Raw genomic sequence first — 24,019 nt, 5'->3', positions numbered from 1 at the left:
AGATGCTTCGCGTTGCTCAGCATGACAGTTGGGTGGAGTGACGGACTGCTCACGCTTCCTTAACCGAAAGGGCGGCATGGTCACAGGTTGATTACCATTGCAGCCGGGATGACGACGCGGTGAAGGATCCTTATCTGGTGCTGGGCGTGGCCCGCACCGCTTCCGACGACGAGATCAAGAAGGCCTACCGCGCCCTGGCGCGCGAGCTTCACCCCGACCTCAACCCCGGCGATGCCAAGGCCGAATCGCGGTTCAAGGACATCTCCGCCGCCTACGACTTCCTGTCCGATTCCACCAAACGCGCCCAGTTCGACGCCGGCGAGATCGACGCCTCGGGCACGCCGAAGCGCGGCGCGTGGCGCTCTCGCCCGGGCGCCCGGCCGGGGGCGGGAGCGGGGGCAGGGGGCGGGTTCGGCGGCTTCGGCGAGAACGTCGACGACATTCTGGCCGAGCTGTTCCGCCGCAAGCAGAAGGGCCAGGATCAGGCCAAGGCCCATGCCCGGGCCAAGACCCGGGGCGGCGACGTCCGCCACACGCTCACCATCTCCTTCCTCGACGCCGCCGGCGGCGGCACCAAGCGGGTGACCCTGATGTCGGGCCGCACCGTCGAGGTGCGCATTCCGCCGGGCAGCACCGACGGCCAGACGCTGCGCCTCAAGGGCCAGGGCCACGGCGCCGATGACGGGGCGGTCCCCGGCGACGCCTTCATCGAGCTGAAGGTGGAGGAGCATTCCCATTTCAAGCGCCGCGACCTGGATGTGCTGCTCGACCTGCCGGTGACGGTGCAAGAAGCGGTGATGGGCGGCAAGGTGCCGGTGCCCACCATCGACGGCAAGGTGATGGTGACGGTGCCGCCCGGCTCCAACACCGGCGCGGTGCTGCGCCTCAAGGGCAAGGGCATCGCCGGCCCCCATGGCGCGCGGGGCGACCAGCTGGTCACCCTGTCGGTGGTGCTGCCCGAAGATGCCGATTTCCGCGCCCTGGTGGAGAAGTGGGGCCCCCGCCACGGATATGATCCGCGCGCCAAGGTGGGGATCGTCTGACGCTCTCAGGTATTGCCCACCTCGGCCTTGATCCAGTCCCGGAAGGCGCGGATGGCCGGGGATTCGGCCCGGTCGGGCTGGCAGACCAGATGATAGGCGCTGGCCAGCGGGCGGCCCGGGAACAGGGCCACCAGCCGCCCCGAGGCCAGTTCGTCTCCCACCAGGGTGCGCCAGACCAGGGCGGCGCCCAGCCCGGCCAGGGCCGCCTCCACCACCAGCGAAGCGTCGCCGAAGGGGCGCAGCTTCAGGGACTCGCCGGGCGCCACCCCCATCTCGGCCAGCCAGCCCGGCCAGGTGGGAAAGTCGGTGTCCCAGCCCATGAACTCGTTGACCAGCAAGGTGGCGCGGGCCAGATCGGGCAGTTCGGTCAGGTTGGCCGCCAGGCGGGGCGCGGCCACCGCCACCACCTCCTCCAGGCGCAGACGCTCCACCAGCAGGCCGGGATAGCGGCCGGGGCCGTAGCGGATGGCCACGTCCACTCCCTCGCGGTCCAGATCCACCAGCCGCATGGTCGCCGACAGGTGCAGGTCGATGCCGGGATGGGCGTCTTGGAAACGGACGAGGCGCGGCACCAGCCAGCGGGCGGCGAAGGTGGGCGGTGCCGAGACCACCAGCGGCCGGGCCGGGCCGTCGGGGGCCAGCCTGCCTACCGCCGAGGCCAGCCGGTCGAAGGAATCACTGAACTCCGGTGCGGCCAGGGCGGCGGCGCGGGTCAGCGACAGCCGCGCCCCGCGATGGAACAGCGACACCCCCAGGATATCCTCCAGCTGCTTGATCTGCTGGCTGATGGCCGCCGGGGTGACGCCCAGTTCGTCGGCGGCCCGCGCGAAGGACAGGTGGCGGGCGGCCGCCTCGAAGGCGTGCAGGGCGCGAAGCGGGGGCAGGCGGCGGCGCATAGTTAGTTTTCCTTAACCCGGAGGCGAGAAAAGCTCGTTTGAGGCCAAGCATTTCCTAAGCGTATCGTCGAGGCATGGATTAGTCCATCTCAATGGAGGCTCCCATGGGCCAGCCTACGATCTATGCCCTTGCCGCCCTGTCGGCCCTGTTCTGGGGGGCCAATTTCAATCTGGCCGGACCGGTGCTGGTGGACATGGCCCCCATGAGCGCGGCGGCCGGGCGTTTCGTCCTGGCGGCGCTGATCATGGCGGGGCTGGTGGCCTGGCGCGGCGAGTTCTCCGCCATGCTGGGGACGGCACGGCGTTACGGCGGGCGCCTCGCCCTGGTGGGGGTGGTCGGCATCGCCGGCTTCAACCTGCTGTTCTTCGATGCCATGCGCACCACCTCGGCGGTCAACGGCGCCCTGATCATGGCCACCAATCCGCTGCTGACCGCGCTGCTGGCGGCGCTGTTCCTGGGTGAGCAACTGCCCGGCCGCCAGATCGCCGCCATTCCCGTGGCGCTGGCCGGCGTGTCCATGGTGATCCTGGGGGGCGGTGCGGCCGGGGGCGCCATGGAATTCGGTTTGGGCGACCTGGAGATGCTGGGCGCCAATCTGGCCTGGGCGGCCTATAACGTGCTGGCCCGCAAGCTGACCCCGCCAGGGCCTCAGATGGCCAACACCACCGTGATGATGGCGGCCGGCGCCCTGGTGCTGGCCGGGGCGGCGGTGCTGGAGGGGTCCGCCTTCACCCTTCCCGGACCCAAGGCGGGGGCGGCGCTGCTGACCATGGCGGTGACCGGCTCGGTGCTGGCCTATCTGTTCTGGAGCATGGCCATCACCCGCCTGGGGGCGGGGCGCACCGCCCTGTTCCTCAATCTGGTGCCGGTGTTCGCCGCCATCATCGCCACCCTGGGCGGCACGCCGCCCAATCCGGCCCAGCTGGGCGGCGGTGCCGTGGTGATCGCCGCCGTGATATTCTCCATGCTGCCATCGCGGCGGCGAACCTGCCCCGCCTGAGTCCCAATCTGTCATTCCGAGCCGGAGGCGAGGAATCTCCGCCTGGAGCATCGATGCCAAGCCGGACCGGCCGTTCCAGGAGGAGATCCCTCGGCTTCGCTCGGGATGACAAAACAGATAGGCTTACGGGCCGGATAGTCCGAGAAACCCCATGAGAGACGATATGACGCCGAAGCCCGACCTGAAGGACCCCTCCCTCTACCCCCATTGGTGTCGCGAGACGCTGCGCTATTGCGACACCGACGCCCAGGGGCACATCAACAACGTGGCCTTCTCGGTGTTCTGCGAGACGGGGCGCACCCAGTTCCTGCTGGAGCCGGGCCGCCCGCTGACGCCGCCCGGCACCTTCATGGTCATCGCCCGGCTGGTGCTGGACTTCCTGGGCGAGATCCACTGGCCGGGCGAGGTGCGCATCGGCACCGGCGTGACCCGGATCGGCCGCACGTCCTTCCATCTGGGCCAGGGGGTGTTCGTGGGCGAGCGCTGCGTGGCCGTCGCCGATTCGGTGCTGGTGCTGGCCGATCAGGAGACGCGGCGCTCCACGCCGCTTCCCGACGACCTGCGCTCCCGCCTGGAAAAGATGATGATCAGCGTTCCCGCCTAAGCGTCCAGCGGGCGTTCTGGCCCGCCTTGTTGACGGCATAGCCGTAGATCTTGCCGTCCTCGGTGCGCACGCCCTCGAAGGCGAAGGCGGTCTCGCCGTTCTCGGTGGCGGTCAGCTTCATGGTGCAGGGGCTGACGGCGTCCACCTTGCCCTCGATCACCGTTCCCTGCTTGTAGCCCAGGTCACGGTTGATGTCGGGCTTCTGCTCCAGCTTCCACGCCAGGCCTTGGGGCTCGCGCTTGAATTCCCACTTGGAATAGGGCGCCACCCAGCGTCCCACCAGCCAGTCGCCGGAATCCGCCTTGGCGGTGTCGCAAGGCGCATCGGGCAGCGGCTCGGGCGGCGGCGCCTTGGGGCCCTTGGGCAGATCCTCGGCCAGGGCGGCGGGGATTGCGGCGAACAGGCAGCAAAGGGCCAGGGCGGCACGGCGCATGGGCTGGAATCCTTACTTCTTGGGGGCGGGGAAATAGCCGAGCGAACGCATGCAGGCGTTGAGGCTGGCATCGTACATGCGCTTGGCCTGGGCGCGCTCGTAATCCCGGGTCGGGCTGTAGCCGTCGCGGCCGTCGTCGCGGTAGCCGGAATCGCGGTCGGCCGAACGGCGGCAGGCGGAATAGTCGCGATCCCACTGGTCCTTGGGCACCTGCGGGTTGACCCAGGGATTGGCGGCGGCGCAGGCGCCCAGCAGCAGGGGAAGCAGGAGCAACAGGCGATAGGTCACGACAGGCCACGCTTGGTCGTTGGGTGGCCGGCATTCGGCCACAGGCGGGCGCCCAAGGCAAGGCTTGAACGTCTCCAATCCCTCGGTTGAGGATCGCCCCCCGTTGCGTCTATACTCCGCCCGCGCTTTGCGCTGCGTCGCAGCAACAACCATAAATGTGGAGACGAAGGATGAGCGGCGAGTCGTTGAACGGAATGTATTTCGAGGAATTGTCGGTCGGCCAGTCGGCCATCTTCGCCAAGACCGTGACCGAGGCCGACATCGTCGCCTTCGCCGGCGTGTCGGGCGATTTCAACCCGGTCCACATCAACGAGGAATTCGCCTCGCAGACCATGTTCAAGGGCCGCATCGCCCACGGCATGCTGTCGGCGGCCTTCGTCTCCACCGTGTTCGGCACCAAGCTGCCGGGCCCGGGCTGCATCTACGTCTCGCAGCTCCTCAAGTTCAAGGCCCCCGTGCGCATCGGCGACACCGTCACCGCCCGCGTCGAGGTCACCGGCCTCACCCCGGAAAAGAAGTTCGCCACCTTCAAGACCACCTGCTCGGTGGCCGGCAAGATCGTCATGGACGGCGAAGCCACCCTGATGGTCCCGTCCAAGGGCTGAGGCGTCACCCCGCCCCCAACCCCTCCCCATCAAGGGGAGGGGAGCGACAAAGCCCCTCCCCCTCGTGGGGAGGGGTTGGGGAGGGGGCTTCACACTTGCGCTCGTCGCGCCAATGCACTACCCCTTGGCCCTCGGTTTTTTCCTGAGGTCCAGTCTTCAAGATGCGCCTGATCCGGCATTGCGGCGAACTGTCCCCCGACCACCGCGGTTGCGTGGTGGCGCTGGGCAATTTCGACGGCGTCCATCTCGGCCATCAATCGGTCATCCTGACGGCCAGGCGCATCGCCCGCGAGCTGGGCGTGGCCCATGCGGTGATGACCTTCGAGCCCCATCCGCGCTCGCTGTTCAATCCCGACCAGCCGCCCTTCCGCCTGACGCCCTTTCGCGTCAAGTCCCGCCTGATCGAGGCGCTGGGCACCGATTTCCTCTACCAGCAGCATTTCGACCGCGACTTCGCCGCCATGACCGCGCTGGAATTCGTCGGCGACGTGCTGGTCGGCTGCCTCAAGGCCAGCCACGTGGTGGTGGGCTATGACTACGTCTTCGGCAAGGGCCGTCTGGGCACCGGCGCCTTCTTGCAGAAATGCGGCGAGGAATCCGGGTTCGGCGTCACCGTGGTGCCGCCCGCCATGGCCGATCATGGCGAGACCTATTCGTCGACCGCCGTGCGCGAGCATCTGGTGGCGGGGCGTCCCGATGCCGCCGCCCGCCTGTTGGGCCATTACTGGGAGGTGGAAGGCCGCGTCGAGCACGGCGATGCCCGCGGCCGCATCCTGGGCTTTCCCACCGCCAACCTGCGCCTGGGCGAGTATCAGCGCCCGGCCGGCGGCGTCTATGCGGTGCGGGCCGGCATCGACAAGGGCGGGGCGACGGTGTGGCATGACGGCGTGGCCAATTTCGGCCGCCGCCCCACCTTCGACAAGACCGACGAATTGCTCGAAGTCCATCTGCTGGACTTCGACGAGGACCTTTACGGCCGCCACCTCCGGGTGGCGCTGGTCGAGCATGTCCGTCCCGAACGCCGCTTCGGCGGCCTGGATGAACTGACCCGCCAGATCGCCGCCGACGTGGAGACCGGCCGCAAGATGCTGGCCGCCCGCAAGTTTTCCGCCGCCGCCGGGCCCATGGTGCCCGTCGATCCTGATGTCTGAGAGCCGATCATGAGCGTCGATTACAAGAATACCGTCTTCCTGCCCAAGACCGATTTCCCCATGAAGGGCGAACTGCCCAAGCTGGAGCCCGAGCTGCTGGCCCGCTGGGAGAAGATCGACCTGTTCGGGCGCCTGCGCGCCAAGGCCAAGGGCCGGGAAAAGTTCATCCTTCACGACGGCCCGCCCTACGCCAACGGCAACCTGCATATCGGCCACGCGCTGAACAAGATCCTCAAGGACGTCATCACCCGCAGCCAGCAGATGCTGGGGCGTGATGCCGATTACGTCCCGGGCTGGGACTGCCACGGCCTGCCCATCGAGTGGAAGATCGAGGAAAAGTACCGCGAGGCCGGCAAGGACAAGGACGAGGTGGATATCGTCGCCTTCCGCGAGGAATGCCGCCAGTTCGCCGCCAAGTGGATCGCCATCCAGAAGGAAGAGTTCAAGCGCTTAGGCATCACCGGCGACTGGGACCATCCCTACACCACCATGACCAACCACGCCGAATCGGTGATCGCCGCCGAGCTGGGCAAGTTCCTGCTGGACGGCTCGCTCTACAAGGGCGCCAAGCCGGTGCTGTGGTCGGTGGTGGAAAAGACCGCGCTGGCCGAGGCCGAGGTGGAGTATCACGACCACACCTCCATCACCATCTGGGTCAAGTTCCCAGTGACGAAGGCCTGCTGCCCCACCCTCGACGGCGCCAAGGTGGTGATCTGGACCACCACGCCGTGGACCATGCCGGGCAACCGCGCCATCGCCTATGGCGCCGAGTTCGACTACGTGCTGGTCGAGGTGGAATCCTGCGAAACCGGCCTGGCCCAGCCCGGCGAAAAGCTGGTTCTCTGCGCCGATCTGGCCGAGCAGGTGGCCAAGGATGCCAAGTGCGCCTTCAAGGAGCTGGCGCGCTTCAAGGGCGAGACCCTGGCCGGCACCATCTGCCACCACCCGCTGAAGTTTCACGAGCAGGCCAAGGGCGGCTACGATTTCGAGGTGCCGCTGCTGGCCGGCTCGTTCGTCACCACCGACACCGGCACCGGCTTCGTCCATATCGCGCCGGGCCACGGCGAGGACGACTGGCATCTGGGCAAGGAACACGGCATCGCCATTCCCGACACGGTGCAGCCTGACGGCAAGTACTTCCCCCATGTGGCGATCTTCGCCGGGATGGAGGTGCTGAACCAGGGCAAGAACGGCAAGTACTACTCCCCCGTCGCCAAGCCGGTGATCGAGGCCATGACCGCGACCGGCAATTTGCTGGCCCATGGCAAGGTGGAGCATTCCTATCCCCATTCCTGGCGCTCCAAGGCGCCCTTGATCTTCCGCAACACGCCTCAGTGGTTCATCTCCATGGAGAGCACGGGCTTGCGGGCCAAGGCGCTGAAGGCCATCGCCGAGACGCGCTTCGTGCCCGACCAGGGCCGCAACCGCATCGGCTCCATGGTGGAGAACCGCCCCGACTGGTGCGTGTCGCGCCAGCGCGCCTGGGGCGTGCCCATCACCGTGTTCGTGGACAAGAAGTCCGGCCAGCCCTTGCGCGACGCCAAGGTGATGGAGCGCATCGTCGAGGCCTTCAAGGCGGAAGGGTCGGATTCCTGGTTCACCTCGGACCCGTCGCGCTTTCTGGCGCCCGAATACAAGGCCGAGGATTACGACAAGGTCACCGACATCCTGGACGTGTGGTTCGATTCCGGCTGCACCCACGCCTTCGTGCTGGAGGGTGACGAGTGGCCGCGCCTCAATTGGCCCGCCTCGCTGTACCTGGAAGGCTCGGACCAGCATCGCGGCTGGTTCCATTCCTCACTTCTGGAATCCTGCGGCACCCGTGGCCGCGCCCCCTATGACGCGGTGCTGACCCACGGCTTCGTCCTCGACGAGGACGGCCGCAAGATGAGCAAGTCCTTGGGCAACGTGGTCGCGCCGCAGGAAGTGGTGGGCTCCATGGGCGCCGACATCCTGCGCCTGTGGGTGGTCGGTTCCGACTATTCCGACGACCTGCGCATCGGGCCGGAGATCCTGAAGACCCAGGTGGACATCTATCGGCGCCTGCGCAACACGCTGCGCTATCTGCTGGGCGCGCTGGACGGCTTTACGGCGGCGGAAGCCTTGCCGGTGGCCGAGATGCCCGAGCTGGAGCGCTGGGTGCTGCATCGCCTGAGCGAGCTGGACCGGCAGTTCCGCGACGCCTGCGACGGCTTCCAGTTCCACGGGCTGTTCACCGAGCTGCACAATTTCTGCGCCGTCGACCTGTCGGCCTTCTACTTCGACATCAGGAAGGACGCGCTGTACTGCGACGCCGTCTCGTCCATCCGCCGCCGGGCCGCCCGCACGGTGATGGACATCCTGCTCGACACCCTGACCAAGTGGCTGGCCCCCTTCCTGTGCTTCACCGCCGAGCAGGCGTGGCTGGCCCGCCACCCGTCCGAGGACGGTTCGGTGCATCTGGAGCAGTTCCACGCGATTCCGGCCGATTGGCGGGACGAGGATCTGGCCGCCAGGTGGGCCAAAATCCGCGACGTGCGCAAGGTGGTCACCGGGGCGCTGGAGATCGAGCGGCGCGAAAAGCGTATCGGATCAAGCCTGCAGGCCAGCCCGCGCCTGACCGTGTCGTCGGAGATTCACGAGCTGCTCGCCGGTCTGGACATGGCGGAAATCTGCATCACGTCGGGCATCCGGGTCATCGACGGCCTGCCCGCCGAGGATGAGTTCCAGTTGCCGGAGGTGCCCGGCGTTTCGGTCGCCCCCCATCCGGCCGAGGGCGAAAAATGCCAGCGCTGCTGGAAGGTGCTGCACGAGGTGGGATCGGCCAGGCACGAGGGCGTCTGCCACCGGTGCTCCGACGCGGTGGAGGCGGGCTGAAGGTGGTTCTCTCCAACGCGCTGCCCCGCGGCCTGTCCGTCGCCACCCTGATCATCGTTCTCGACCAGATCTCCAAGTACTGGATCATCGAGAAGGTCATGCGCCCCGAAGGCGTGGACGGCGCGCCGTTCTATTCCGCCATCCGCATCGAGGTTCTGCCGTTCCTTGATCTGGTGATGGCCTGGAACCGCGGCGTCAGCTTCGGCATCGGCAACACTGGCGGCGAGTGGAATGCGATCATCCTCTCGGCGCTGGCCATGCTGATCTGCGCCGGCATGGCCTATTGGCTGGCCAAGGCCGAGACCCTGCTTGTGCAGGTGGCGCTGGGCGGAATCATCGGCGGCGCGCTGGGCAACGTCATCGACCGGGCCCGTTTCGGGGCGGTGGCGGACTTTCTGGACGTGCATGTGGCGGGCTATCACTGGCCGGCCTTCAACGTGGCGGATTCGGCCATAACCGTCGGCGCTGTTTTTCTCGTCGTCGACTCCTTGTTTGGCGCGCGCGATTCGTCTAAGAATTAGGGCCATGAAGACCAACCGCACCACCGCCCGACTGATTGCCCTGGCCGCCGTGTTGGCGCCGGTGGCGATGTCCGCCTGCACCGACGTCAAGCGTTCGCTCGGCTACGAGAAGCAGCCGCCGGACGAGTTCCAGGTGGTGAGCCGCGCGCCGCTGTCCATGCCGCCGGAATTCACCCTGCGGCCGCCGCAGCCGGGCGCCGTCCGCCCGCAGGAAGGCACGACCCGCGACCAGGCCCGCAACATCCTGACGGGTAGCCGGACGGGCACCGCCATTTCCACCGAGGGCCGCACCGCCGGCGACGTGGCCATGATGAAGCGGGTGGGCGCCGATTCCATCCAGCCCGACATCCGCGTGCTGGTGAACAAGGAATCCCAGGCCCTGGCCGACGCGGACAAGAGCTTCCAGGAGCGCATCATGTTCTGGCGCAAGCCCGAGGCGCCCGGCACCCCCGTGGACGCCGCCAAGGAGACCCAGCGCCTGCGCGAGAATCAGGCGCTCGGCAAGTCGGTGTCCGATGGCGAGACCCCCCAGGTCCAGCGCCGCAAGCGCGCCTGGCTGGAAGGCGTCTTCAACTAGCCGCCGCCGTGACCGGGCCGTGTGCCCGGCATGACGTTTTGTTCAGGTTGCTTGCCAAGCATCCCGAACCGTCCCATATCCGTCGCGTCTGATCATCAGGAGGCCCGATGAGCCCCATCCGTTTGTGCGCCCTGTTGCTCGGTGCGCTGCTGGCCGCCGTCCCGGCAAGGGCGGGAGTGTTCGATCCCGCGACCTTCACCCTGTCCAACGGCATGCAGGTGGTGGTGATCTCCAACCACCGGGTGCCCATCGTCAGCCACATGGTCTGGTACAAGGTGGGCGCCGCCGACGAGGAGGCGGGCAAGAGCGGCATCGCCCACCTGCTGGAACACCTGATGTTCAAGGGTACGCCCAGCGTGCCGCCCGGCGAGTTCTCCAAGATCGTGGCCCGCAACGGCGGCCGCGACAACGCCTTCACCTCGTCGGACTACACGGGCTATTACCAGAACGTCGCCGCCGACAAGCTGGAACTGGTGATGCGCATGGAAGCCGACCGCATGCGCAATCTGGTCCTCGACGAGGCCAATTTCCGCACCGAGCGCGACGTGGTGCTGGAGGAGCGGCGGTCGCGCACCGACAATAATCCGGGCGCCCTGCTGCACGAGCAGATGGAGGCGGCGCTTTACCTCAATTCCCCCTATCGCCGTCCGATCATCGGCTGGCCCGACGAGATCGCCGCGCTCTCGCTCGACGACGCCCTGGCCTTCTATCGCCGCTGGTATGCCCCCAACAACGCCATCCTGGTGGTGGCCGGCGACGTGACGGCCGAGACGGTTCGTCCCCTGGCCGAGACCTATTACGGCACCATTCCCCGCGCCGACACGCCGCCGCGCGCCCGCACCGAGGAGCCGCCCCACAGGGCCGAGCGCCGCATCACGCTGAAGGACGGCCGGGTCGCCCAGCCGTCGTGGAGCCGTCTCTACCTCGCCCCCAGCTTAGGAGCCGGGGACCGCGATCTGGCCTATCCGCTGGAGGTTCTGGCCGATCTGGTGGGCGACGGCGCCACCTCCCGGCTCTACCGCTCGCTGGTGGTGGAGAAGGGGGCGGCGGCGGCCATCAGCACCTCCTACGATCCCGTCGCCGTGGGGCGGACCGCCTTCCATGTGGCGGCCAGCCCTCGCCCCGGCGTGCCGCTGGACAAGCTGGAGGCGCTGATCGAGCAGGAACTGGCCCGCATCGTCAAGGAGGGCTTTTCCGCCGCCGAGGTGGAGCGCTCCAAGGCCCGGCTGCGGGCCAGCGCCGTCTATGGCCGCGATTCCCTGCACACCGGAGCGCAGACCCTGGGGCAGGCCCTGGCCTCGGGGCTTTCCGTCGACGAAGTGGAGGCCTGGCCCGAGCGGATCAAAGCCGTGACGCCCGAGCAGGTGGCCAAGGCCGCGGCGGCCGTGTTCAATCCGGCCGCCTCGGTGACCGGGCTGCTGCTGCCCGACCCCGCCGCCGCCAAACCGGGTCAGACCCGTGCCGCCATGCCGCTGTCGGCCCCGGCCAAGGGAGTGCATTGAGATGCGGACCGTTTCTGTCATCCCGAGCGCAGGCGAGGGATCTCCGTCCGGCATGATCGCGCCGGGTCGGAAGAGTCTTCCCAGACTGAGATTCCTCCTTCCGATGGTCGTCGGAATGACGGCCCGGGTTATGGGATTTGCCGCTTTGCTGCTGTTCGCCCTTCCCGCCGGCGCCGTCACCGTCGAGAAGGTGACCAGCCCCAAGGGGCTGGAGGCCTGGCTGGTCCGTGATCATTCCAATCCCATCATCGCCATGGAGGTGGCGTTCAAGGGCGGCGCCGCCCACGACCCGGCGGCCAAGTCCGGTCTGGCCGGCATGATGGCCGCCCTGCTGGACGAAGGGGCGGGCCCTTATGATTCCCAGGCCTTCCAGCAGATCCTCGAGGACAAGGTCATCACGCTGGGGTTCAACGCCGGCCGCGACAGCTTCGCCGGGCATCTGAAGACCCTGTCGGAGAACAAGGATACCGCCTTCGACCTGTTCCGTCTGGCGCTTACCCAGCCGCGCTTCGACAAGGAGCCGGTGGAGCGCATCCGCGGCCAGTTGCTGGCCGGGTTGATGCGCGAAAGCCAGGACCCCGGCGCCCAGGCCTCGCGCCGGCTGTTCGAGGCCGCCTTCGCCGGCCACCCCTACGCCCGCTCGCCGCGCGGCACCATCGAGACGGTCAAGGCCATCCAGGTCGCCGACCTGCGGGCCCTGGCCCGGGCGCAACTGACCCGCGACCGGCTGGTGGTGGGCGTGGTGGGCGACATCGCGCCCGACGAACTGGCCCGGCGCCTGGACGAGGTGTTCGGCGGCCTGCCCGCCACCGGTCCCCTGGGCGACATTGCCGAGGTGGCGGCCAAGCCCCCCGCCGGGCTGGCGGTGATCCCGAAGGACAATCCCCAGACCACCGCCCTGTTCGCGCTGCCGGGCTTGAAGCGCGACGATCCCGACTGGTACGCGGCTTACGTGGTGAACTACATCCTGGGCGGCGGCGGTTTTTCGTCGCGCCTGACCGAGGAGGTGCGCGAAAAGCGCGGCCTGGCCTATTCCGTCACCTCCTACCTGTCGCCCTATGCCCATTCCGGGCTGATCGTCGGCTCGGTGGCCACGTTGAATGCGCGCTTCAATGAAAGCGTCGGCCTGATCAGGGACGAGGTCCGCCGCATGCACGACGCTGGTCCCACCGAGACGGAACTGGCCGACGCCAAGACCTATCTCAACGGCTCGTTCCCGCTGTCCCAGGATTCCACCGCGGCCATCGCCGGCCTGCTGGTTCAGATGCAGGTGGACCGGCTGGGCATCGACTTCCTCGACCGGCGGGCGGCGGTGATCAATGCCGTCAGCCTGGACGACGCGCGTCGGGTGGCCAGGCGTCTGCTGGACGCGGACGGGTTGTCGTTCGTGGCGGTGGGAAAACCGGGACAGTAGACGGGAAGCGGGCGGGGGCCCCCCGCCGCCCCGTTACTTCTTCTTGGTCAGCTGGTCGATCTGCTTTTGCAGGGCCGACACGCTGGCCTGCAGATCCTCGACCTTGGGCGACGAGCCGTCGGCGCCCTGGGGGTAGAAGGGGCTGAACATCTTCATGGCGCTTTCCATGAAGGCCATGTTCTTCTTGCCCATTTCCTCGAACGGGCCGAAGGGGAACATCCCTTCCAGGGCGTTGCGCATGTAGTCGCGCATCTGGGCCTCGTTGTGGGAGAAGGCCTGCATGGAATATTCCAGGTAGCGCGGCACCAGCCCGCCCAGCGAATCGCCATAAAAGCCGATCAACTGGCGCAGGAAACTGATGGGCAGCAGGTTCTGGCCACCCTTGGATTCTTCCTCGACGATGATCTGGGTCAGGACCGAGCGGGTGATATCCTCGCCCGTCTTGGCGTCGTAGACCACGAAGTCCTCGCCGTCCTTCACCATCTGCGACAGATGGTCCAGGGTGACGTAGCTGCTGGTCGCCGTGTTGTAGAGGCGACGGTTGGCGTACTTCTTGATCGTGATCGGGGCCTTGGCGGAGGTCTGCGACTCTGACATCTGCGTTTTCGTCTCGATTTTGTCCGGCGGGCGGCATTGCCCGCTGCATTGCACCAGTAGTAACAGAATTTTACGTGCCGCGTCGATTGGCAACAATTTTCTTTCGCTGATGCGATATGGCGTCGCACCATATGGTCAAGGGCGGGGGGCTGGGCTATGATCCGCCCATGTCCAACGCGCCGCCCGATTTCCAGGCGCTCGCGCGCCGCTATCTCGACCTGTGGCAGGAGCAGGTGGCGGCCGTGGCCGCCGACCCCGCCTTGGCCGAGGCCGTCGCCCGCGGCGTCGCCCTGATGACTCAAAGCGCCGCAGCCGTGGCCCAGGCCACCGGGCTGAAGGTCAATCAACCCAACAATGGGCCGAAAGCCGATGAGCGGACCCAGCAGCCCAGCACCGCGAACGGGGCCCCGCCCGTTGGCCCTGCATCTGATGACCCACGCCTCGACCCTGATGAGCTCGCGCGCCGCCTTGCCGCACTTGAAGGACGGGTCGCTCGGCTGGAGGCCGCCCTTGGCGGAGGCGGGCCGAAGCCTGACGCAAAGCCTCGCGGACGCCGGACCCGACGCCTGGACCCGGCTTGACGCCGAAATCGCCGCCGAATCGGCGCGGCGCCACGAATCCTTTCTGGCGGGGATCGAGGCCTATCGCCACCATCCCTATCGCCGCGCCCTCGACCCGGCCCCGGAAGTCTGGCGCCAGGGCACCACAAGCTTACGCGACTACCGCTTGCCCGGATGCGACGGCCCGCCAGTGCTGGTGGTGCCCTCGCTGATCAACCGGGCCTATATCCTGGACCTTTCGCAAAAGCGCAGCCTGATGCGCTATCTGGCGGAAAAGGGGCTGGCGCCGTTCCTGGTGGATTGGGACGCGCCGGGCGAGGTGGAACGGCGCTTCACCCTGACCGACTACATCGCCGGGCGGCTGGAATCGGCGCTGGACGAGGTGGTGCGCCTGACAGGGAAAAAGGCGGCGGTGGTGGGCTATTGCATGGGCGGGCTGCTGGCCCTGGCCCTGGCCCAGCGGCGCCCGGACGCGGTGTCGGCTTTGGTGCTGCTGGCCACCCCCTTCGACTTTGTGGTGGGGCGCGAGGCCAATTCCGTGCTGATGAAGGCCCTGGCCCAGCCCATGGGCAGCCTGATCGACGGGGTGGGCGAGGTGCCGGTGGACATGCTTCAGGCCATGTTCGCCGGCCTGGACCCCGGCCTGGCCGTGCGCAAGTTCACGGCATTCACCCGCCTGAAGCGCAAAAGTGCCGCCGCCCGCGACTTTGTGGCGCTGGAGGACTGGGCCAATGACGGCGTGCCGCTGGCCGGGCCGGTGGCGCGCGAATGTCTGTTCGGCTGGTACGGGGAAAATGATCCTGTCCAGGGGCGCTGGTGTATCGAAGGCAGGCCCGTCAACCCCGAGAGTGTTACGGTTCCCACCCTGGTGATGATCCCCAAGCGGGACAGGATTGTGCCGCCGGTCTCAGCTTTACCATTGTGGGAACGCATCCCAAGTGCCAAGCTGATGCGGTTGGCCGGTGGGCATGTTGGCATGCTGACCGGACCGCGCGCCAAGACCGAGGTCTATGGGCCGCTCATGCGCTGGCTGCAGCGCAGAGCAGGCAATTAGACTGGTTGCATAAGGGGTAACCGAAGCGCTATGACAGCGGGGGGAGACATGTTTCTGGAACCATGCCAGAAATCCCCCTCCCCCAAGCAGTTCTGCCTTTGAGCGGCCCCATACCCACCTTAGGAGACTCCAAGCTCATGACCGACATTGTTATCGCCGCCGCCACCCGCACCGCCGTCGGCTCGTTCAGCGGCTCGCTGGCCGGCCTTCAGGCGGCCCAGCTGGGCGAGATCGTCATCCGCGAGGCGCTGAAGCGCGCCGGAGTCGAGGCCGGGGCCGTTGACGAGGTTCTTCTGGGCCACATCCTGTCCGCCGGCTGTGGCCAGAACACCGCCCGCCAGGCGGCCATCCGGGCCGGCATTCCCGCCGAAGCCACCGCCATGGCCATCAACCAGCTGTGCGGCTCGGGCCTGCGCGCCGTGGCGCTGGGCTTCCAGGCCATCAAGCTGGGCGATTCCAACATCGTCGTCGCCGGCGGCCAGGAGAGCATGAGCAATGCCCAGCACGCGGCCTTCCTGCGCGGCGGCGTCAAGATGGGCGGCCTGGAATTCGCCGACACCATGATCAAGGACGGCCTGACCGACGCCTTCAACCCGATCCACATGGGCATCACCGCCGAGAATCTGGCCGAGAAGTACCAGATCACCCGCGAGGAGCAGGACGCCTTCGCGCTGGCGTCGCAGAACAAGGCCGAGGCCGCCCAGAAGGCCGGGCGCTTCAAGGACCAGATCACCCCGGTGACCATCATGGTCAAGCGTGAGGAAAAGCAGTTCGACACGGACGAGTTCATCCGCATCGGCGCCACCCTGGACCAGATCGCCAAGCCCAAGCCCGCCTTCAAGAAGGACGGCACGGTGACCGCCGCCAACGCGTCGGGCATCAATGACGGCGCCGCCGCCCTGGTGCTGATGACCGCCAAGGAAGCCGACAAGCGCGGCATCAAGCCGCTGGCCCGCATCGCCGGCTGGGCCACCGCCGGCACCGATCCCAACACCATGGGCTACGGCCCGGTTCCCGCCACCCAGAAGCTGCTGGCCAAGCTGGGCTGGAAGCACGAGGACCTGGACCTGATCGAGGCCAACGAGGCCTTCGCCGCCCAGGCCATCGCCGTCAACAAGGGCATGGGCTGGGACACCTCGAAGGTCAACGTCAACGGCGGCGCCATCGCCATCGGCCACCCCATCGGCGCTTCGGGCGCCCGCATCCTGGTGGACCTGCTGTACGAAATGGCCCGCCGCGACGCCAAGAAGGGCCTGGCCACCCTGTGCATCGGCGGCGGCATGGGCATCTCGCTCTGCGTCGAGCGCTGATCTTATAGGCTCATAGAAAAAGGGGAGCCGCGCCCGCCCGGCGGCTCCCCGGCTTTTCACAGGACGGAAAAACAAGATCGGACGCGCCGGATCAATCCGGCATCAAAGATCCGAGCGGAGACACAGTGATAGAGGAGAAGTCCATGGGTCGTTTAGCAATTGTGACCGGCGGTACCCGCGGCATCGGCCGCGAGATTTCGGTGACCCTGAAGAAGGCCGGCTACAAGGTGGTGGCCAATTACGGCGGAAATGACGAGGCGGCCGCCAAGTTCACCGCCGAGACCGGCATTCCCGCCATGAAGTGGGACGTCGGCAGCTACCCCGCCTGCGAGGCCGCCATCGCCAAGATCGTCGCCGAGCACGGCCCGGTGGAGATTATCGTCAACAACGCCGGCATCACCCGTGACGCCACCCTGCATCGCATGAGCTATCAGATGTGGGAAGACGTGATCCACACCAACCTGACCTCCTGCTTCAACATGGCTCGCCTCACCATCGATTCCATGCGCGAGCGGGGCTTCGGCCGCATCGTCAACATCGGCTCCATCAACGGCCAGGCCGGCCAGTACGGCCAGGTGAACTACGCCGCCGCCAAGTCCGGCATCCACGGCTTCACCAAGGCCCTGGCCCAGGAAGGTGCCGCCAAGAACATCACCGTCAACGCCATCGCGCCCGGCTATGTGGACACCGACATGGTCCGCGCCGTGCCGCCGGCGGTGCTGGAGAAGATCATCGCCAAGATCCCGGTGGGCCGTCTGGGCCGCGCCGAGGATATTGCGCGCTGCGTCATGTTCCTGATCGCCGACGAGGCCGATTTCATCACCGGCTCGACCCTGTCGGTCAACGGCGGCCAGCACATGTACTGATCCACCTTCGCCTTTACGGGCGAATGGAGGAGGCCCCTGTCCCTTGGGACGGGGGCCTTTTTGCTTATTCAAAGGAAGTAATCGACAGGTATGGGCTGGGCTTATTGGGTCTGGCTTATAGACTTACGGGGTAGGGTGAATCCCGTATCGCCGTGATTCTGCAATGCCGGCATGGAAGCATGTAAGAATTTGTTGACGTTCGTTACCCTCTGAATGTTGTGCATTCTCATGGCTATCCCCATACTCAAGATATGGGATTTGAGCATGGCATGAGACTTGGGAATGAATATTTCGGGTGGTGGCTGGCGAAATTCAACGGATGCGGAAGGGGCCGGGATGCCCTGCGCCGGCGAGGGGCGCGGTTGCTATGGTGCCGCCGCCGTGGTGTCGGGTGTCCTGGAACGACTTCTGCGCGAAACCGCCCGCGACGGCCTGGTCCGCGTCGAGGATGCGGTCAAGATTCTGAAGCTGGTGGGGCGCGGCACCTATGAACTGGATGTGGCCTTCGATTCCCTGGAAAAGTCCTGTTGGCAGCGGTTCCAGCCCGGCCGGGGCAAGGCGTCCAGCCGCGACAATCCTTTCCGCCGCCTGATGGTGCGCCCGTTCGAGACCTTGCTGACGGGCGAGCCTCCTGCCTATCCCCGGTCCTTCCTCAACAATTATTTCGAGGTGCTGGAGGCGGCGTGCGGCGACAAATACGCCGAATACGACCGCCACAGCCGGGCCATCCTGCAAAGCCTGCTGGTGGTGCACGGGCACAATCTGGTGTGGGACACCTTCTATGCCGAAAGCCGCGCCGCCCAGGTTCTGGCGCATGCCTTGCGCCGTCTTCTGCGCTTTCTCGACACGCCCCCCGGCCAATGGATCTGGGTGCAGGCCATGAGCAAGCCCAGCCCGACGGGTGCGCGCCCCAGCGCCGAGCAGACCGACCGTATCCGCGAGACGCTGCAGCACACCCTGCGCGGCTTCGATCTCGGACAGCCGGCCGCCTCCCGCCAGGGAGGGACCGCCTGATGGCGACGGCGATGCCGGCGGCGGAGCATTCCCGCAAGATTCTGGTGGCTGTGATCGACGCCCATCCCGGCCATCGCCAGCAGGTGGCCGCGGCCCTGACCTCCTTCTACCAGGTGGCGGTCTACGAGCGGTTCGACCAGGCCATGGAGAGCCTGGCCGGGACGCCGCCCTGCGTGGTGCTGCTCGACGAAAAGGCGCTGCCCCGTTTGGGGGGGGACCCCATCGCCACCGCCCGCAGGCTGCTGAAGGGCGTGCCCATCATCCGCACGCTGGCCCGCCCCATCCAGCAATTGGGCAGCGCCGCCTACGACACCGACGCCTGCCTGGAAAAGCCCTATCGCCGCTCGACCCTGATCAAGACCATTTCCGGGCTGGTCAACAAATCGGTGGAGGCGGGCTGGGAGACTCTGGCGCCGCACTACAAGGAATCGCTGCGCCGCACGGTGGACAGCTTCAACAACATCTCGGACCTGATCGACAAGGGCGAACCCCTGGTCTACCAGGAGATCACCGAGGCCTGCGGCCCGCTGGTGGACGCGGTCAGCAACCACGATTTCAAGGTGATCCTCAACGGGGTCAAGGGCCACGACAACTACTCCTACGTCCATTCCCTTCGGGTGGCGACGCTGCTGTCGCTGTTCGGCCATACCATCGGGCTCAAGGGCGACGATCTCAGCCTGCTGGCCAGCGGCGGATTGCTGCACGACATCGGCAAGATGACCATCCCGCACGAGGTGCTGAACAAGCCCGGCCGCCTGGACGACGGGGAATTGCAGGTCATGCGCAGCCATGTGCCGAAATCGGTGGATTACCTGCAATTGTGCGACAGCCTGCCCAAGGGGGTGCTGACCATCGCCGCCCAGCATCACGAGAAACTGGACGGCCGGGGCTATCCCGGCGGCCTCAAGGGCTCGCAGTTGAATGAGCTGGCCCGCATGGCGTCCATCGTCGATATCTTCGGGGCGCTCACCGACCGCCGGGTCTACAAGGAGCCCATGTCGCCGGAAGATGCGCTGACGATGATGACCGAGCGCATGGGCGACGAGATCGACCTGGCCCTGCTGGCCCTGTTCCGCGCCATGCTGCTGGATGCCGCCACGCCATCGGCGTGAGCTTGCTTCATGCCTTCAGAAGCTCACCGACGCCTGGACGAAGGCGCTGCGGCCCGGCGCCCATTGCAGCCGGGTGGTGGGGCTTTGCGGCAATGCGTTGACGTGCAGGTGATAGTGCTTGTCCAGCAGGTTGGCGATGCCGGCGGTGATGGCCGCCCGGCTGCCCAGCGCGGCGCCGGCGAACAGGTCGACCAGGGCCCAGCCCGCCGAACCTCCCGCCGTATCCTGACCCGAGCCGGAGGCGGTATAGGCGTCGATGCGGTTCTGGCTGGCGGCGAAGCTGAGCCGGGCGCCCACCGATCCCACCGTGTCGGGGGCCAGGTCGCGCCGATGTTCGACCACCACCTCGCCATCGAGCGGCGGAATCTGGTAGAGCGGTCGGGAATCGGTGAGATTCTCGCCCCGGGTCCACGACAGCTTGGCCCTGGCCGACCAGCCTTCGGACAGCTGCCACCAGCCCTCCAGGGCGGCGCCGGCCAGATAGGCGTCCACGTTGCGGTAGACGATGGCGCCGTCGCTTTTCAGGATGCCGGGCTGGCCGCGGGCGCGGTCGGCGGTGATGAAATCCACCACCCGGTCGCCGTAACCGGTGGCCGCCACCCGCCATGATCCGGCCGGATTGCCCGGCGCGAAATTGCCCTTGAAGCCGCCGAAATCCTGTCGCGCCCCGAACTCCAGGCGATGGTGCGCTTCCGGGTTCAGCTGGGGATTGCCCACCTGGGTGATGGAGGCGGGGCCGGAACTGGCGTAGAAGCGCTCGCCGGCGTCGGGGCTGCGCACGGCGCGTCGCAGGTCCATGTGCAGCCGCCCGGTCTTGTCCTCGGTGTCGTGGGCCAGCAGGACGCGACCGCTGAGGTTGAGGTTGGACGGGCTGGAATTGTTGTTGTTGCCGTAATAGCTGTTCCACAATTGCTGCGGCGTGACCTGGAAGGACGAGGCGCCGCTGCCCGACACCGGTGGCATGTGGCTGCGGTCGTTGGCGTCGGAATGGATGGCGTCCAGGCGAAGGGCGGCGCTGAGGGAATCCTGGGGCGACAGCCGGGTGGCGGTGGCCCAGGTCAGGCCGGCCTGCAGGGTCTGGACGTCGGGCATGCGGTGGACCGCCTGGCCCTGGGCCGGATACAGGGCATCGATGTCGATGTTGTATTTTAAAAGCCCGAAATCGGCGGTCACCGTATTGCGGAAGGCTCCGGTGGTGAACTCGCCGCGCGCCAGGCCGCGGGTGGTGGTCCACAGGCCGTTGTACTTGAGCCCCATGCTGCCCCGATCCCGCAGCGAGGTGTTGTCGGCGTCGTAGCTCAGCGCATCGAAGACGATGGCGGTTTCGATGCGGTCCAGCTTGGACTCCGCCGGCTTGTGCTCGAACACCGTGGTGGCGAGATAGCGGTCCAGGCGGGTGGCGTCGATGCCGTAATTGGGAATGCGGTTGTTGGAGAAGGCGTCGCGCATGACGAAGCCGGACAGGCGGCTTTGGGCGGCCGGCCGCCAGTTGGCCGCCAGCTGGCTGTTGACGCGGTCATAGCCGTAATTGACCCGCTGGCCGGCGCCGTCCTCATAGGGCTTGACGTGATCGTGGCGCAGCCCGCCCCAGACCGAGCCGTCGCCCATCTCGGTATTGGCCAGGCCGGCCTGGGTGGAGATGTTGCCGTTGCCCTGGAAGCCGCCGGTCAGCACCGCATTGCCGGCCGCCGCCGCCACGGCGCGGCGCTGGGCGAAGAATTCGACCGGCCAGGCGGTCTTGGCGGGCATCAGCGGCTCGGCCACCGGCAGGTCGGTCAGCAGCACGAGGGGCGGGAGGTCCTGCCCGGCATGACGCGGCATGTAGCGGGTGTCGATGAAGGATTGATCCGGCAGCAGCTTGGGCGGCTCCCCCGCTTGCGACTGCTCGCCAAACGCCACCAAAGCCGCCAGAACCGGCAGCTTGCGCAGTAGCCATCCTTTGTGATCACGCCCCCTCTTCATGACGATAGAGGTAATAGGATCACCCTGCGAAAGGCAAGGTAATCCGGCCACAACCATTGCACTGTCTCGGTCTTCGGTGTACCGGTTGCATAGGCGGGGCGGGGGAGGCGACTGGACCATGCGTTGGAAAGGGGTGGCAAGAGCCGCGCTGGCCCTGTTTGTGATGCTCGGAATGGCTGTGTTCGCCGGAGGGCGGGCTTTCGCCGGTGTGACGCTTCTTGGCGAGACCAGCGTGACGCCGTTGGCCGGCCACTGGTCGGCGCTGCGCGACCCGACCGCCGCGCTCGACATCGACGATGTGACCAAATCCGAGGCGGCCATCTGGTTCACGCCGCTTTCTGGCGATCTCGCGGCGGGCTATGACGGCGCCGCCTGGTGGCTGCGGACCGAAATCCGGCGCGGCGCCGGCGTCCCCTCCCACTGGCTGCTGGAGATCGAGCCCCCTTATCTGGACGAGGTCAGCCTGTTCATCGAGGATGCGGGGGGGGGCTTACGCACCTTTGCCGTCGGCGACCGCGTCCGCTTCGACGCCAGGCCCGTACCCTATCGCACCTTCGTCTTTCCGGTCCGCCTGGACGACGATCTGCCGCACCGGGTCTACCTGCGGATCAAATCCAGCAGCACCGTCAACGTCACGGGGCGCATTCTGTCGCCCGACGGCTTCGCCCTCAGCACCGCCCATCGGGATCTGGCGCACGGCCTGGCCCATGGCGCGACGATCGTCATCATTCTGTTCGCGCTGGTGCAGTTCGCTGTCGGGCGGGACCGGCTGCATCTCACATTTCTTGCCTATGCGGTTCCGCTGGAGCTCATGTATCTGGCCATCGGCGGCTTCGCGTCCCAGATGATCCTTCCCTCCTTTCCCCTGGTGGCCGACCAATTGCTGGGGATTTCCACCTGCCTGGCCATCGGCGGCGGCATCGTTTTCGCGGCGCAGGTTCTGGACTTCAGGCGGCACTTTCCCCGGATGGAGCGGATCTACACCTGGGCGGGCCGAGGCGGTCAGTGGGCGGCGTTGTCGGTGCCGCTGGGCTTCTACTGGCTGGCGGCGCCGGTGGTTCAGTCGGTGGTCCTGCTGTCGTTCTTCATCACCACCTTTCTCGCCATGAAGCGGGCCCTGGCCGGCGACAATGTGGCCAGATGGTACATGGTGGCCTTCCTGCTTCCCATCATGGTCAACATGACGGTGGTGGCCCGTGTCCTCGGCCTCGTCGCCACGCCCTTCGAGATGGATATGGCCGCTCATTTCGCGGCCGGCACCCACATGCTGCTCATCGGCTGCGGGCTGGTGTGGCACAACGCGGGCATCGAGGCCGAACGCCGCCGCACCGGACAGCAGCAATTGGAGGCGGCCTATCAGATCGAACGGGCCTTGGAGGAGCGGGTCGGCCTGCGCACCCGGGAACTGGCCGAGTCGAACGCCACCCTTGCCCGGGAAATCGCCGAGCGTCGCGCCGCCGAGAACCGAGTCACCGATCGCGAGCGCCAAGTGCGCGCCATTCTCGAGGCCGCCCCCTTCCCCATGGTGGTCACGGGCTTTCCCGATGGAAAGATCATCTACCTGAACGGACCGGCCGCCGAGCTGATCAATGTTCCGGCCGATCAGGCGGTCGGGCTGATGAGCACCGAATTCTACGCCGAGCCGGCCGAACGGGCGGCAATCATCGCCCAGATCCATCAGACCGGCGCCGTCCTTGGCCATGAAATGCGCCTGCGGCGGATGCCGCGCATGCAGCGCTGGGTCCTGCTGTCGGTGGTGCGTTTCGATTACGGCGGCCAGGATTGCGCTCTGACCTGCCTCAACGACATCACCACCCGCAAGCAGCTGGAGGAAGCCCTGAGGCTGACCGGGCGCCGCGCCGAGGCGGCGCTGGAGGCGGAGCGCCAGGCCATGCGCGAGCAGCGCAATTTCCTGGCCATGATCTCCCACGAATTCAGGGTTCCGCTGGCCATCATCGAGGCTGCCTCGCAATTGCTGAACATCTATCTGCGCGCCAACGGGGAAGCGGAAGAGGAAGTGGCGAAGATCCGCCGGGCCGTGCGGCGCATGTCGGAACTCATCGACGTTTGTCTGGCCGACGACCGGATCGACTCGTCGGCCATGCAGCTGCACGCCGATCGGGTCGATGTGGTTCGCATGTTGGCCGATATCTGCGACGACAAGCGGCCCTTCGCCGGTGAGCGCGATCTTGTCCTGCATATGTCGAAGCGGGCGGATGTGATGGCCGATTCAACTTTATTGCGGATCGCGTTTTCCAATCTGATCGATAATGCGTTAAAGTTCTCGCCCAGCCACTCCCCGGTGACCATCGAGGTTTTCGCCGAGGAGGACGCGGTCCGGGTTCGGATCGCCGACCAGGGGCCGGGGATCGCCGTCGAGGAGCAGGCGAGGATATTCGAGAAGTTCTACCGCTCCACCAAGTCCGACCGCGTGCGCGGCGCAGGCCTTGGGCTATATATCGTCAAGCGGATCATGGACCTGCACGGGGCCGCCATATCCGTGGACAGTGAGCGGGGACGGGGAGCCGTCTTCGAGATATGGTTGTTTCGGAATGCGGCTCTGCCGCCAAATAGTGTAATACCAAAGCGCTAGCTCGGTGGCGTGCAAAGTATGCTGTTATTGCTCGATAAGTTTGTCGCCGCGGGGGGAGTT

General features: G+C 66.9%; 22 protein-coding genes. 17 read left to right on the top strand and 5 right to left on the bottom strand.

Going from position 1 to position 24,019, the window contains the following annotated elements; genetic code table 11:
* The first annotated feature begins 119 nt into the window (after nucleotides 1-119).
* Nucleotides 120-1,043 carry a DnaJ C-terminal domain-containing protein gene (locus WV31_RS01365; protein WP_085371987.1) on the top strand — a complete coding sequence of 308 codons (924 nt, stop codon included), beginning with the start codon at nucleotides 120-122 and terminating at the stop codon, nucleotides 1,041-1,043.
* A gap of 5 nt (nucleotides 1,044-1,048) precedes the next feature.
* On the opposite strand, the gene gcvA is transcribed toward WV31_RS01365, so the two are convergent.
* On the bottom strand, nucleotides 1,049-1,939 hold the full coding sequence (gene gcvA / locus WV31_RS01360) for a transcriptional regulator GcvA (protein ID WP_085371986.1): 891 nt from the start codon (nucleotides 1,937-1,939) through the stop codon (nucleotides 1,049-1,051).
* Between the two features lie 104 nt (nucleotides 1,940-2,043).
* On the opposite strand from gcvA, the gene WV31_RS01355 reads away from it, so the two are divergent.
* Both WV31_RS01355 and WV31_RS01350 read left to right on the top strand, forming a co-directional pair.
* Entirely contained in the window at nucleotides 2,044-2,940 is an 897-nt protein-coding gene (locus tag WV31_RS01355; RefSeq protein ID WP_168185828.1) for a DMT family transporter, read from the top strand.
* Nucleotides 2,941-3,091: 151 nt separating this feature from the next.
* Nucleotides 3,092-3,544: an acyl-CoA thioesterase gene (locus WV31_RS01350; RefSeq protein WP_237051434.1), complete on the top strand. Its 453-nt coding sequence runs from the start codon at nucleotides 3,092-3,094 to the stop codon at nucleotides 3,542-3,544.
* Here WV31_RS01350 and WV31_RS01345 read toward each other — a convergent pair.
* Both WV31_RS01345 and WV31_RS01340 read right to left on the bottom strand, forming a co-directional pair.
* Nucleotides 3,528-3,977 (bottom strand): hypothetical protein, encoded by a 450-nt coding sequence (locus WV31_RS01345; RefSeq protein WP_085371983.1) that lies wholly within the window; start codon nucleotides 3,975-3,977, stop codon nucleotides 3,528-3,530. The genes WV31_RS01350 and WV31_RS01345 overlap by 17 nt on opposite strands.
* Nucleotides 3,978-3,989: 12 nt before the next feature.
* Complete coding sequence (locus tag WV31_RS01340) at nucleotides 3,990-4,265, bottom strand: hypothetical protein (protein ID WP_085371982.1); 276 nt, start codon at nucleotides 4,263-4,265, stop codon at nucleotides 3,990-3,992.
* 170 nt (nucleotides 4,266-4,435) lie between these two features.
* On the opposite strand from WV31_RS01340, the gene WV31_RS01335 reads away from it, so the two are divergent.
* The 7 genes from WV31_RS01335 (at nucleotide 4,436) to WV31_RS01305 (ending at nucleotide 12,891) form a co-directional block, all read left to right on the top strand.
* Complete coding sequence (locus WV31_RS01335; RefSeq protein ID WP_085371981.1) at nucleotides 4,436-4,870, top strand: MaoC family dehydratase; 435 nt, start codon at nucleotides 4,436-4,438, stop codon at nucleotides 4,868-4,870.
* A gap of 161 nt (nucleotides 4,871-5,031) precedes the next feature.
* Nucleotides 5,032-6,021: a bifunctional riboflavin kinase/FAD synthetase gene (locus WV31_RS01330; RefSeq protein WP_085371980.1), complete on the top strand. Its 990-nt coding sequence runs from the start codon at nucleotides 5,032-5,034 to the stop codon at nucleotides 6,019-6,021.
* A gap of 9 nt (nucleotides 6,022-6,030) precedes the next feature.
* Nucleotides 6,031-8,877, top strand: a complete 2,847-nt coding sequence (ileS, locus tag WV31_RS01325) for an isoleucine--tRNA ligase (protein WP_085371979.1) — start codon at nucleotides 6,031-6,033, stop codon at nucleotides 8,875-8,877.
* A 2-nt stretch (nucleotides 8,878-8,879) separates the two neighbouring features.
* Complete coding sequence (lspA, locus tag WV31_RS01320; protein ID WP_206072570.1) at nucleotides 8,880-9,398, top strand: signal peptidase II; 519 nt, start codon at nucleotides 8,880-8,882, stop codon at nucleotides 9,396-9,398.
* A gap of 4 nt (nucleotides 9,399-9,402) precedes the next feature.
* Nucleotides 9,403-9,975 carry a DUF3035 domain-containing protein gene (locus WV31_RS01315; RefSeq protein WP_085371977.1) on the top strand — a complete coding sequence of 191 codons (573 nt, stop codon included), beginning with the start codon at nucleotides 9,403-9,405 and terminating at the stop codon, nucleotides 9,973-9,975.
* A gap of 107 nt (nucleotides 9,976-10,082) precedes the next feature.
* Nucleotides 10,083-11,477, top strand: coding sequence for a M16 family metallopeptidase (locus WV31_RS01310; protein ID WP_085371976.1), 1,395 nt, complete (start codon nucleotides 10,083-10,085; stop codon nucleotides 11,475-11,477).
* 115 nt (nucleotides 11,478-11,592) lie between these two features.
* Nucleotides 11,593-12,891: a M16 family metallopeptidase gene (locus WV31_RS01305; RefSeq protein ID WP_237051433.1), complete on the top strand. Its 1,299-nt coding sequence runs from the start codon at nucleotides 11,593-11,595 to the stop codon at nucleotides 12,889-12,891.
* Between the two features lie 33 nt (nucleotides 12,892-12,924).
* On the opposite strand, the gene phaR is transcribed toward WV31_RS01305, so the two are convergent.
* Nucleotides 12,925-13,488 (bottom strand): polyhydroxyalkanoate synthesis repressor PhaR, encoded by a 564-nt coding sequence (gene phaR / locus WV31_RS01300; protein ID WP_085371974.1) that lies wholly within the window; start codon nucleotides 13,486-13,488, stop codon nucleotides 12,925-12,927.
* A gap of 167 nt (nucleotides 13,489-13,655) precedes the next feature.
* Here phaR and WV31_RS22270 point away from each other — a divergent pair, with 167 nt between their 5' ends.
* The 6 genes from WV31_RS22270 to WV31_RS01270 all read left to right on the top strand — a co-directional run bounded on the left by WV31_RS22270 (nucleotide 13,656) and on the right by WV31_RS01270 (nucleotide 19,404).
* Complete coding sequence (locus tag WV31_RS22270) at nucleotides 13,656-14,069, top strand: hypothetical protein (RefSeq protein WP_206072569.1); 414 nt, start codon at nucleotides 13,656-13,658, stop codon at nucleotides 14,067-14,069.
* Entirely contained in the window at nucleotides 13,999-15,102 is a 1,104-nt protein-coding gene (locus WV31_RS01290; protein ID WP_085371972.1) for an alpha/beta fold hydrolase, read from the top strand. Before WV31_RS22270 ends, WV31_RS01290 begins: the two co-directional genes overlap by 71 nt.
* A gap of 137 nt (nucleotides 15,103-15,239) precedes the next feature.
* A complete protein-coding gene (locus tag WV31_RS01285) occupies nucleotides 15,240-16,412 on the top strand; it encodes an acetyl-CoA C-acetyltransferase (protein ID WP_085371971.1) in 1,173 nt (390 codons plus the stop codon).
* 143 nt (nucleotides 16,413-16,555) lie between these two features.
* Complete coding sequence (gene phbB / locus WV31_RS01280; protein WP_068436734.1) at nucleotides 16,556-17,278, top strand: acetoacetyl-CoA reductase; 723 nt, start codon at nucleotides 16,556-16,558, stop codon at nucleotides 17,276-17,278.
* A gap of 336 nt (nucleotides 17,279-17,614) precedes the next feature.
* Complete coding sequence (locus WV31_RS01275; RefSeq protein ID WP_085371970.1) at nucleotides 17,615-18,292, top strand: hypothetical protein; 678 nt, start codon at nucleotides 17,615-17,617, stop codon at nucleotides 18,290-18,292.
* Entirely contained in the window at nucleotides 18,292-19,404 is a 1,113-nt protein-coding gene (locus WV31_RS01270) for an HD domain-containing phosphohydrolase (protein WP_085371969.1), read from the top strand. Before WV31_RS01275 ends, WV31_RS01270 begins: the two co-directional genes overlap by 1 nt.
* A 15-nt stretch (nucleotides 19,405-19,419) precedes the next feature.
* On the opposite strand, the gene WV31_RS01265 is transcribed toward WV31_RS01270, so the two are convergent.
* Nucleotides 19,420-21,303: a TonB-dependent receptor domain-containing protein gene (locus WV31_RS01265; RefSeq protein WP_237051432.1), complete on the bottom strand. Its 1,884-nt coding sequence runs from the start codon at nucleotides 21,301-21,303 to the stop codon at nucleotides 19,420-19,422.
* A gap of 235 nt (nucleotides 21,304-21,538) precedes the next feature.
* On the opposite strand from WV31_RS01265, the gene WV31_RS01260 reads away from it, so the two are divergent.
* The gene (locus WV31_RS01260; RefSeq protein ID WP_237051431.1) at nucleotides 21,539-23,959 is read left to right on the top strand and encodes a sensor histidine kinase; all 2,421 of its coding nucleotides are present in this window, start codon (nucleotides 21,539-21,541) and stop codon (nucleotides 23,957-23,959) included.
* Nucleotides 23,960-24,019: the final 60 nt, after the last annotated feature.

The organism is Magnetospirillum sp. ME-1, assembly GCF_002105535.1.
Classification (GTDB): Bacteria; Pseudomonadota; Alphaproteobacteria; order Rhodospirillales; family Magnetospirillaceae; genus Phaeospirillum.
This window is presented reverse-complemented; position numbering and strand designations above follow the sequence as displayed.

Excerpts from the sequence above, each read along its gene's own strand:
- gcvA (WP_085371986.1), bottom strand. The coding sequence starts at position 1,939 with ATGCGCCGCCGCCTGCCCCCGCTTCGCGCCCTGCACGCCTTCGAGGCG.
- WV31_RS01355 (WP_168185828.1), top strand. The coding sequence starts at position 2,044 with ATGGGCCAGCCTACGATCTATGCCCTTGCCGCCCTGTCGGCCCTGTTC.
- WV31_RS01350 (WP_237051434.1), top strand. The coding sequence starts at position 3,092 with ATGAGAGACGATATGACGCCGAAGCCCGACCTGAAGGACCCCTCCCTC.
- WV31_RS01345 (WP_085371983.1), bottom strand. The coding sequence starts at position 3,977 with ATGCGCCGTGCCGCCCTGGCCCTTTGCTGCCTGTTCGCCGCAATCCCC.
- WV31_RS01335 (WP_085371981.1), top strand. The coding sequence starts at position 4,436 with ATGAGCGGCGAGTCGTTGAACGGAATGTATTTCGAGGAATTGTCGGTC.
- WV31_RS01330 (WP_085371980.1), top strand. The coding sequence starts at position 5,032 with ATGCGCCTGATCCGGCATTGCGGCGAACTGTCCCCCGACCACCGCGGT.
- ileS (WP_085371979.1), top strand. The coding sequence starts at position 6,031 with ATGAGCGTCGATTACAAGAATACCGTCTTCCTGCCCAAGACCGATTTC.
- WV31_RS01315 (WP_085371977.1), top strand. The coding sequence starts at position 9,403 with ATGAAGACCAACCGCACCACCGCCCGACTGATTGCCCTGGCCGCCGTG.
- WV31_RS01310 (WP_085371976.1), top strand. The coding sequence starts at position 10,083 with ATGAGCCCCATCCGTTTGTGCGCCCTGTTGCTCGGTGCGCTGCTGGCC.
- WV31_RS01305 (WP_237051433.1), top strand. The coding sequence starts at position 11,593 with ATGACGGCCCGGGTTATGGGATTTGCCGCTTTGCTGCTGTTCGCCCTT.
- phaR (WP_085371974.1), bottom strand. The coding sequence starts at position 13,488 with ATGTCAGAGTCGCAGACCTCCGCCAAGGCCCCGATCACGATCAAGAAG.
- WV31_RS22270 (WP_206072569.1), top strand. The coding sequence starts at position 13,656 with ATGTCCAACGCGCCGCCCGATTTCCAGGCGCTCGCGCGCCGCTATCTC.
- WV31_RS01285 (WP_085371971.1), top strand. The coding sequence starts at position 15,240 with ATGACCGACATTGTTATCGCCGCCGCCACCCGCACCGCCGTCGGCTCG.
- phbB (WP_068436734.1), top strand. The coding sequence starts at position 16,556 with ATGGGTCGTTTAGCAATTGTGACCGGCGGTACCCGCGGCATCGGCCGC.
- WV31_RS01275 (WP_085371970.1), top strand. The coding sequence starts at position 17,615 with ATGCCCTGCGCCGGCGAGGGGCGCGGTTGCTATGGTGCCGCCGCCGTG.
- WV31_RS01270 (WP_085371969.1), top strand. The coding sequence starts at position 18,292 with ATGGCGACGGCGATGCCGGCGGCGGAGCATTCCCGCAAGATTCTGGTG.
- WV31_RS01260 (WP_237051431.1), top strand. The coding sequence starts at position 21,539 with ATGGCTGTGTTCGCCGGAGGGCGGGCTTTCGCCGGTGTGACGCTTCTT.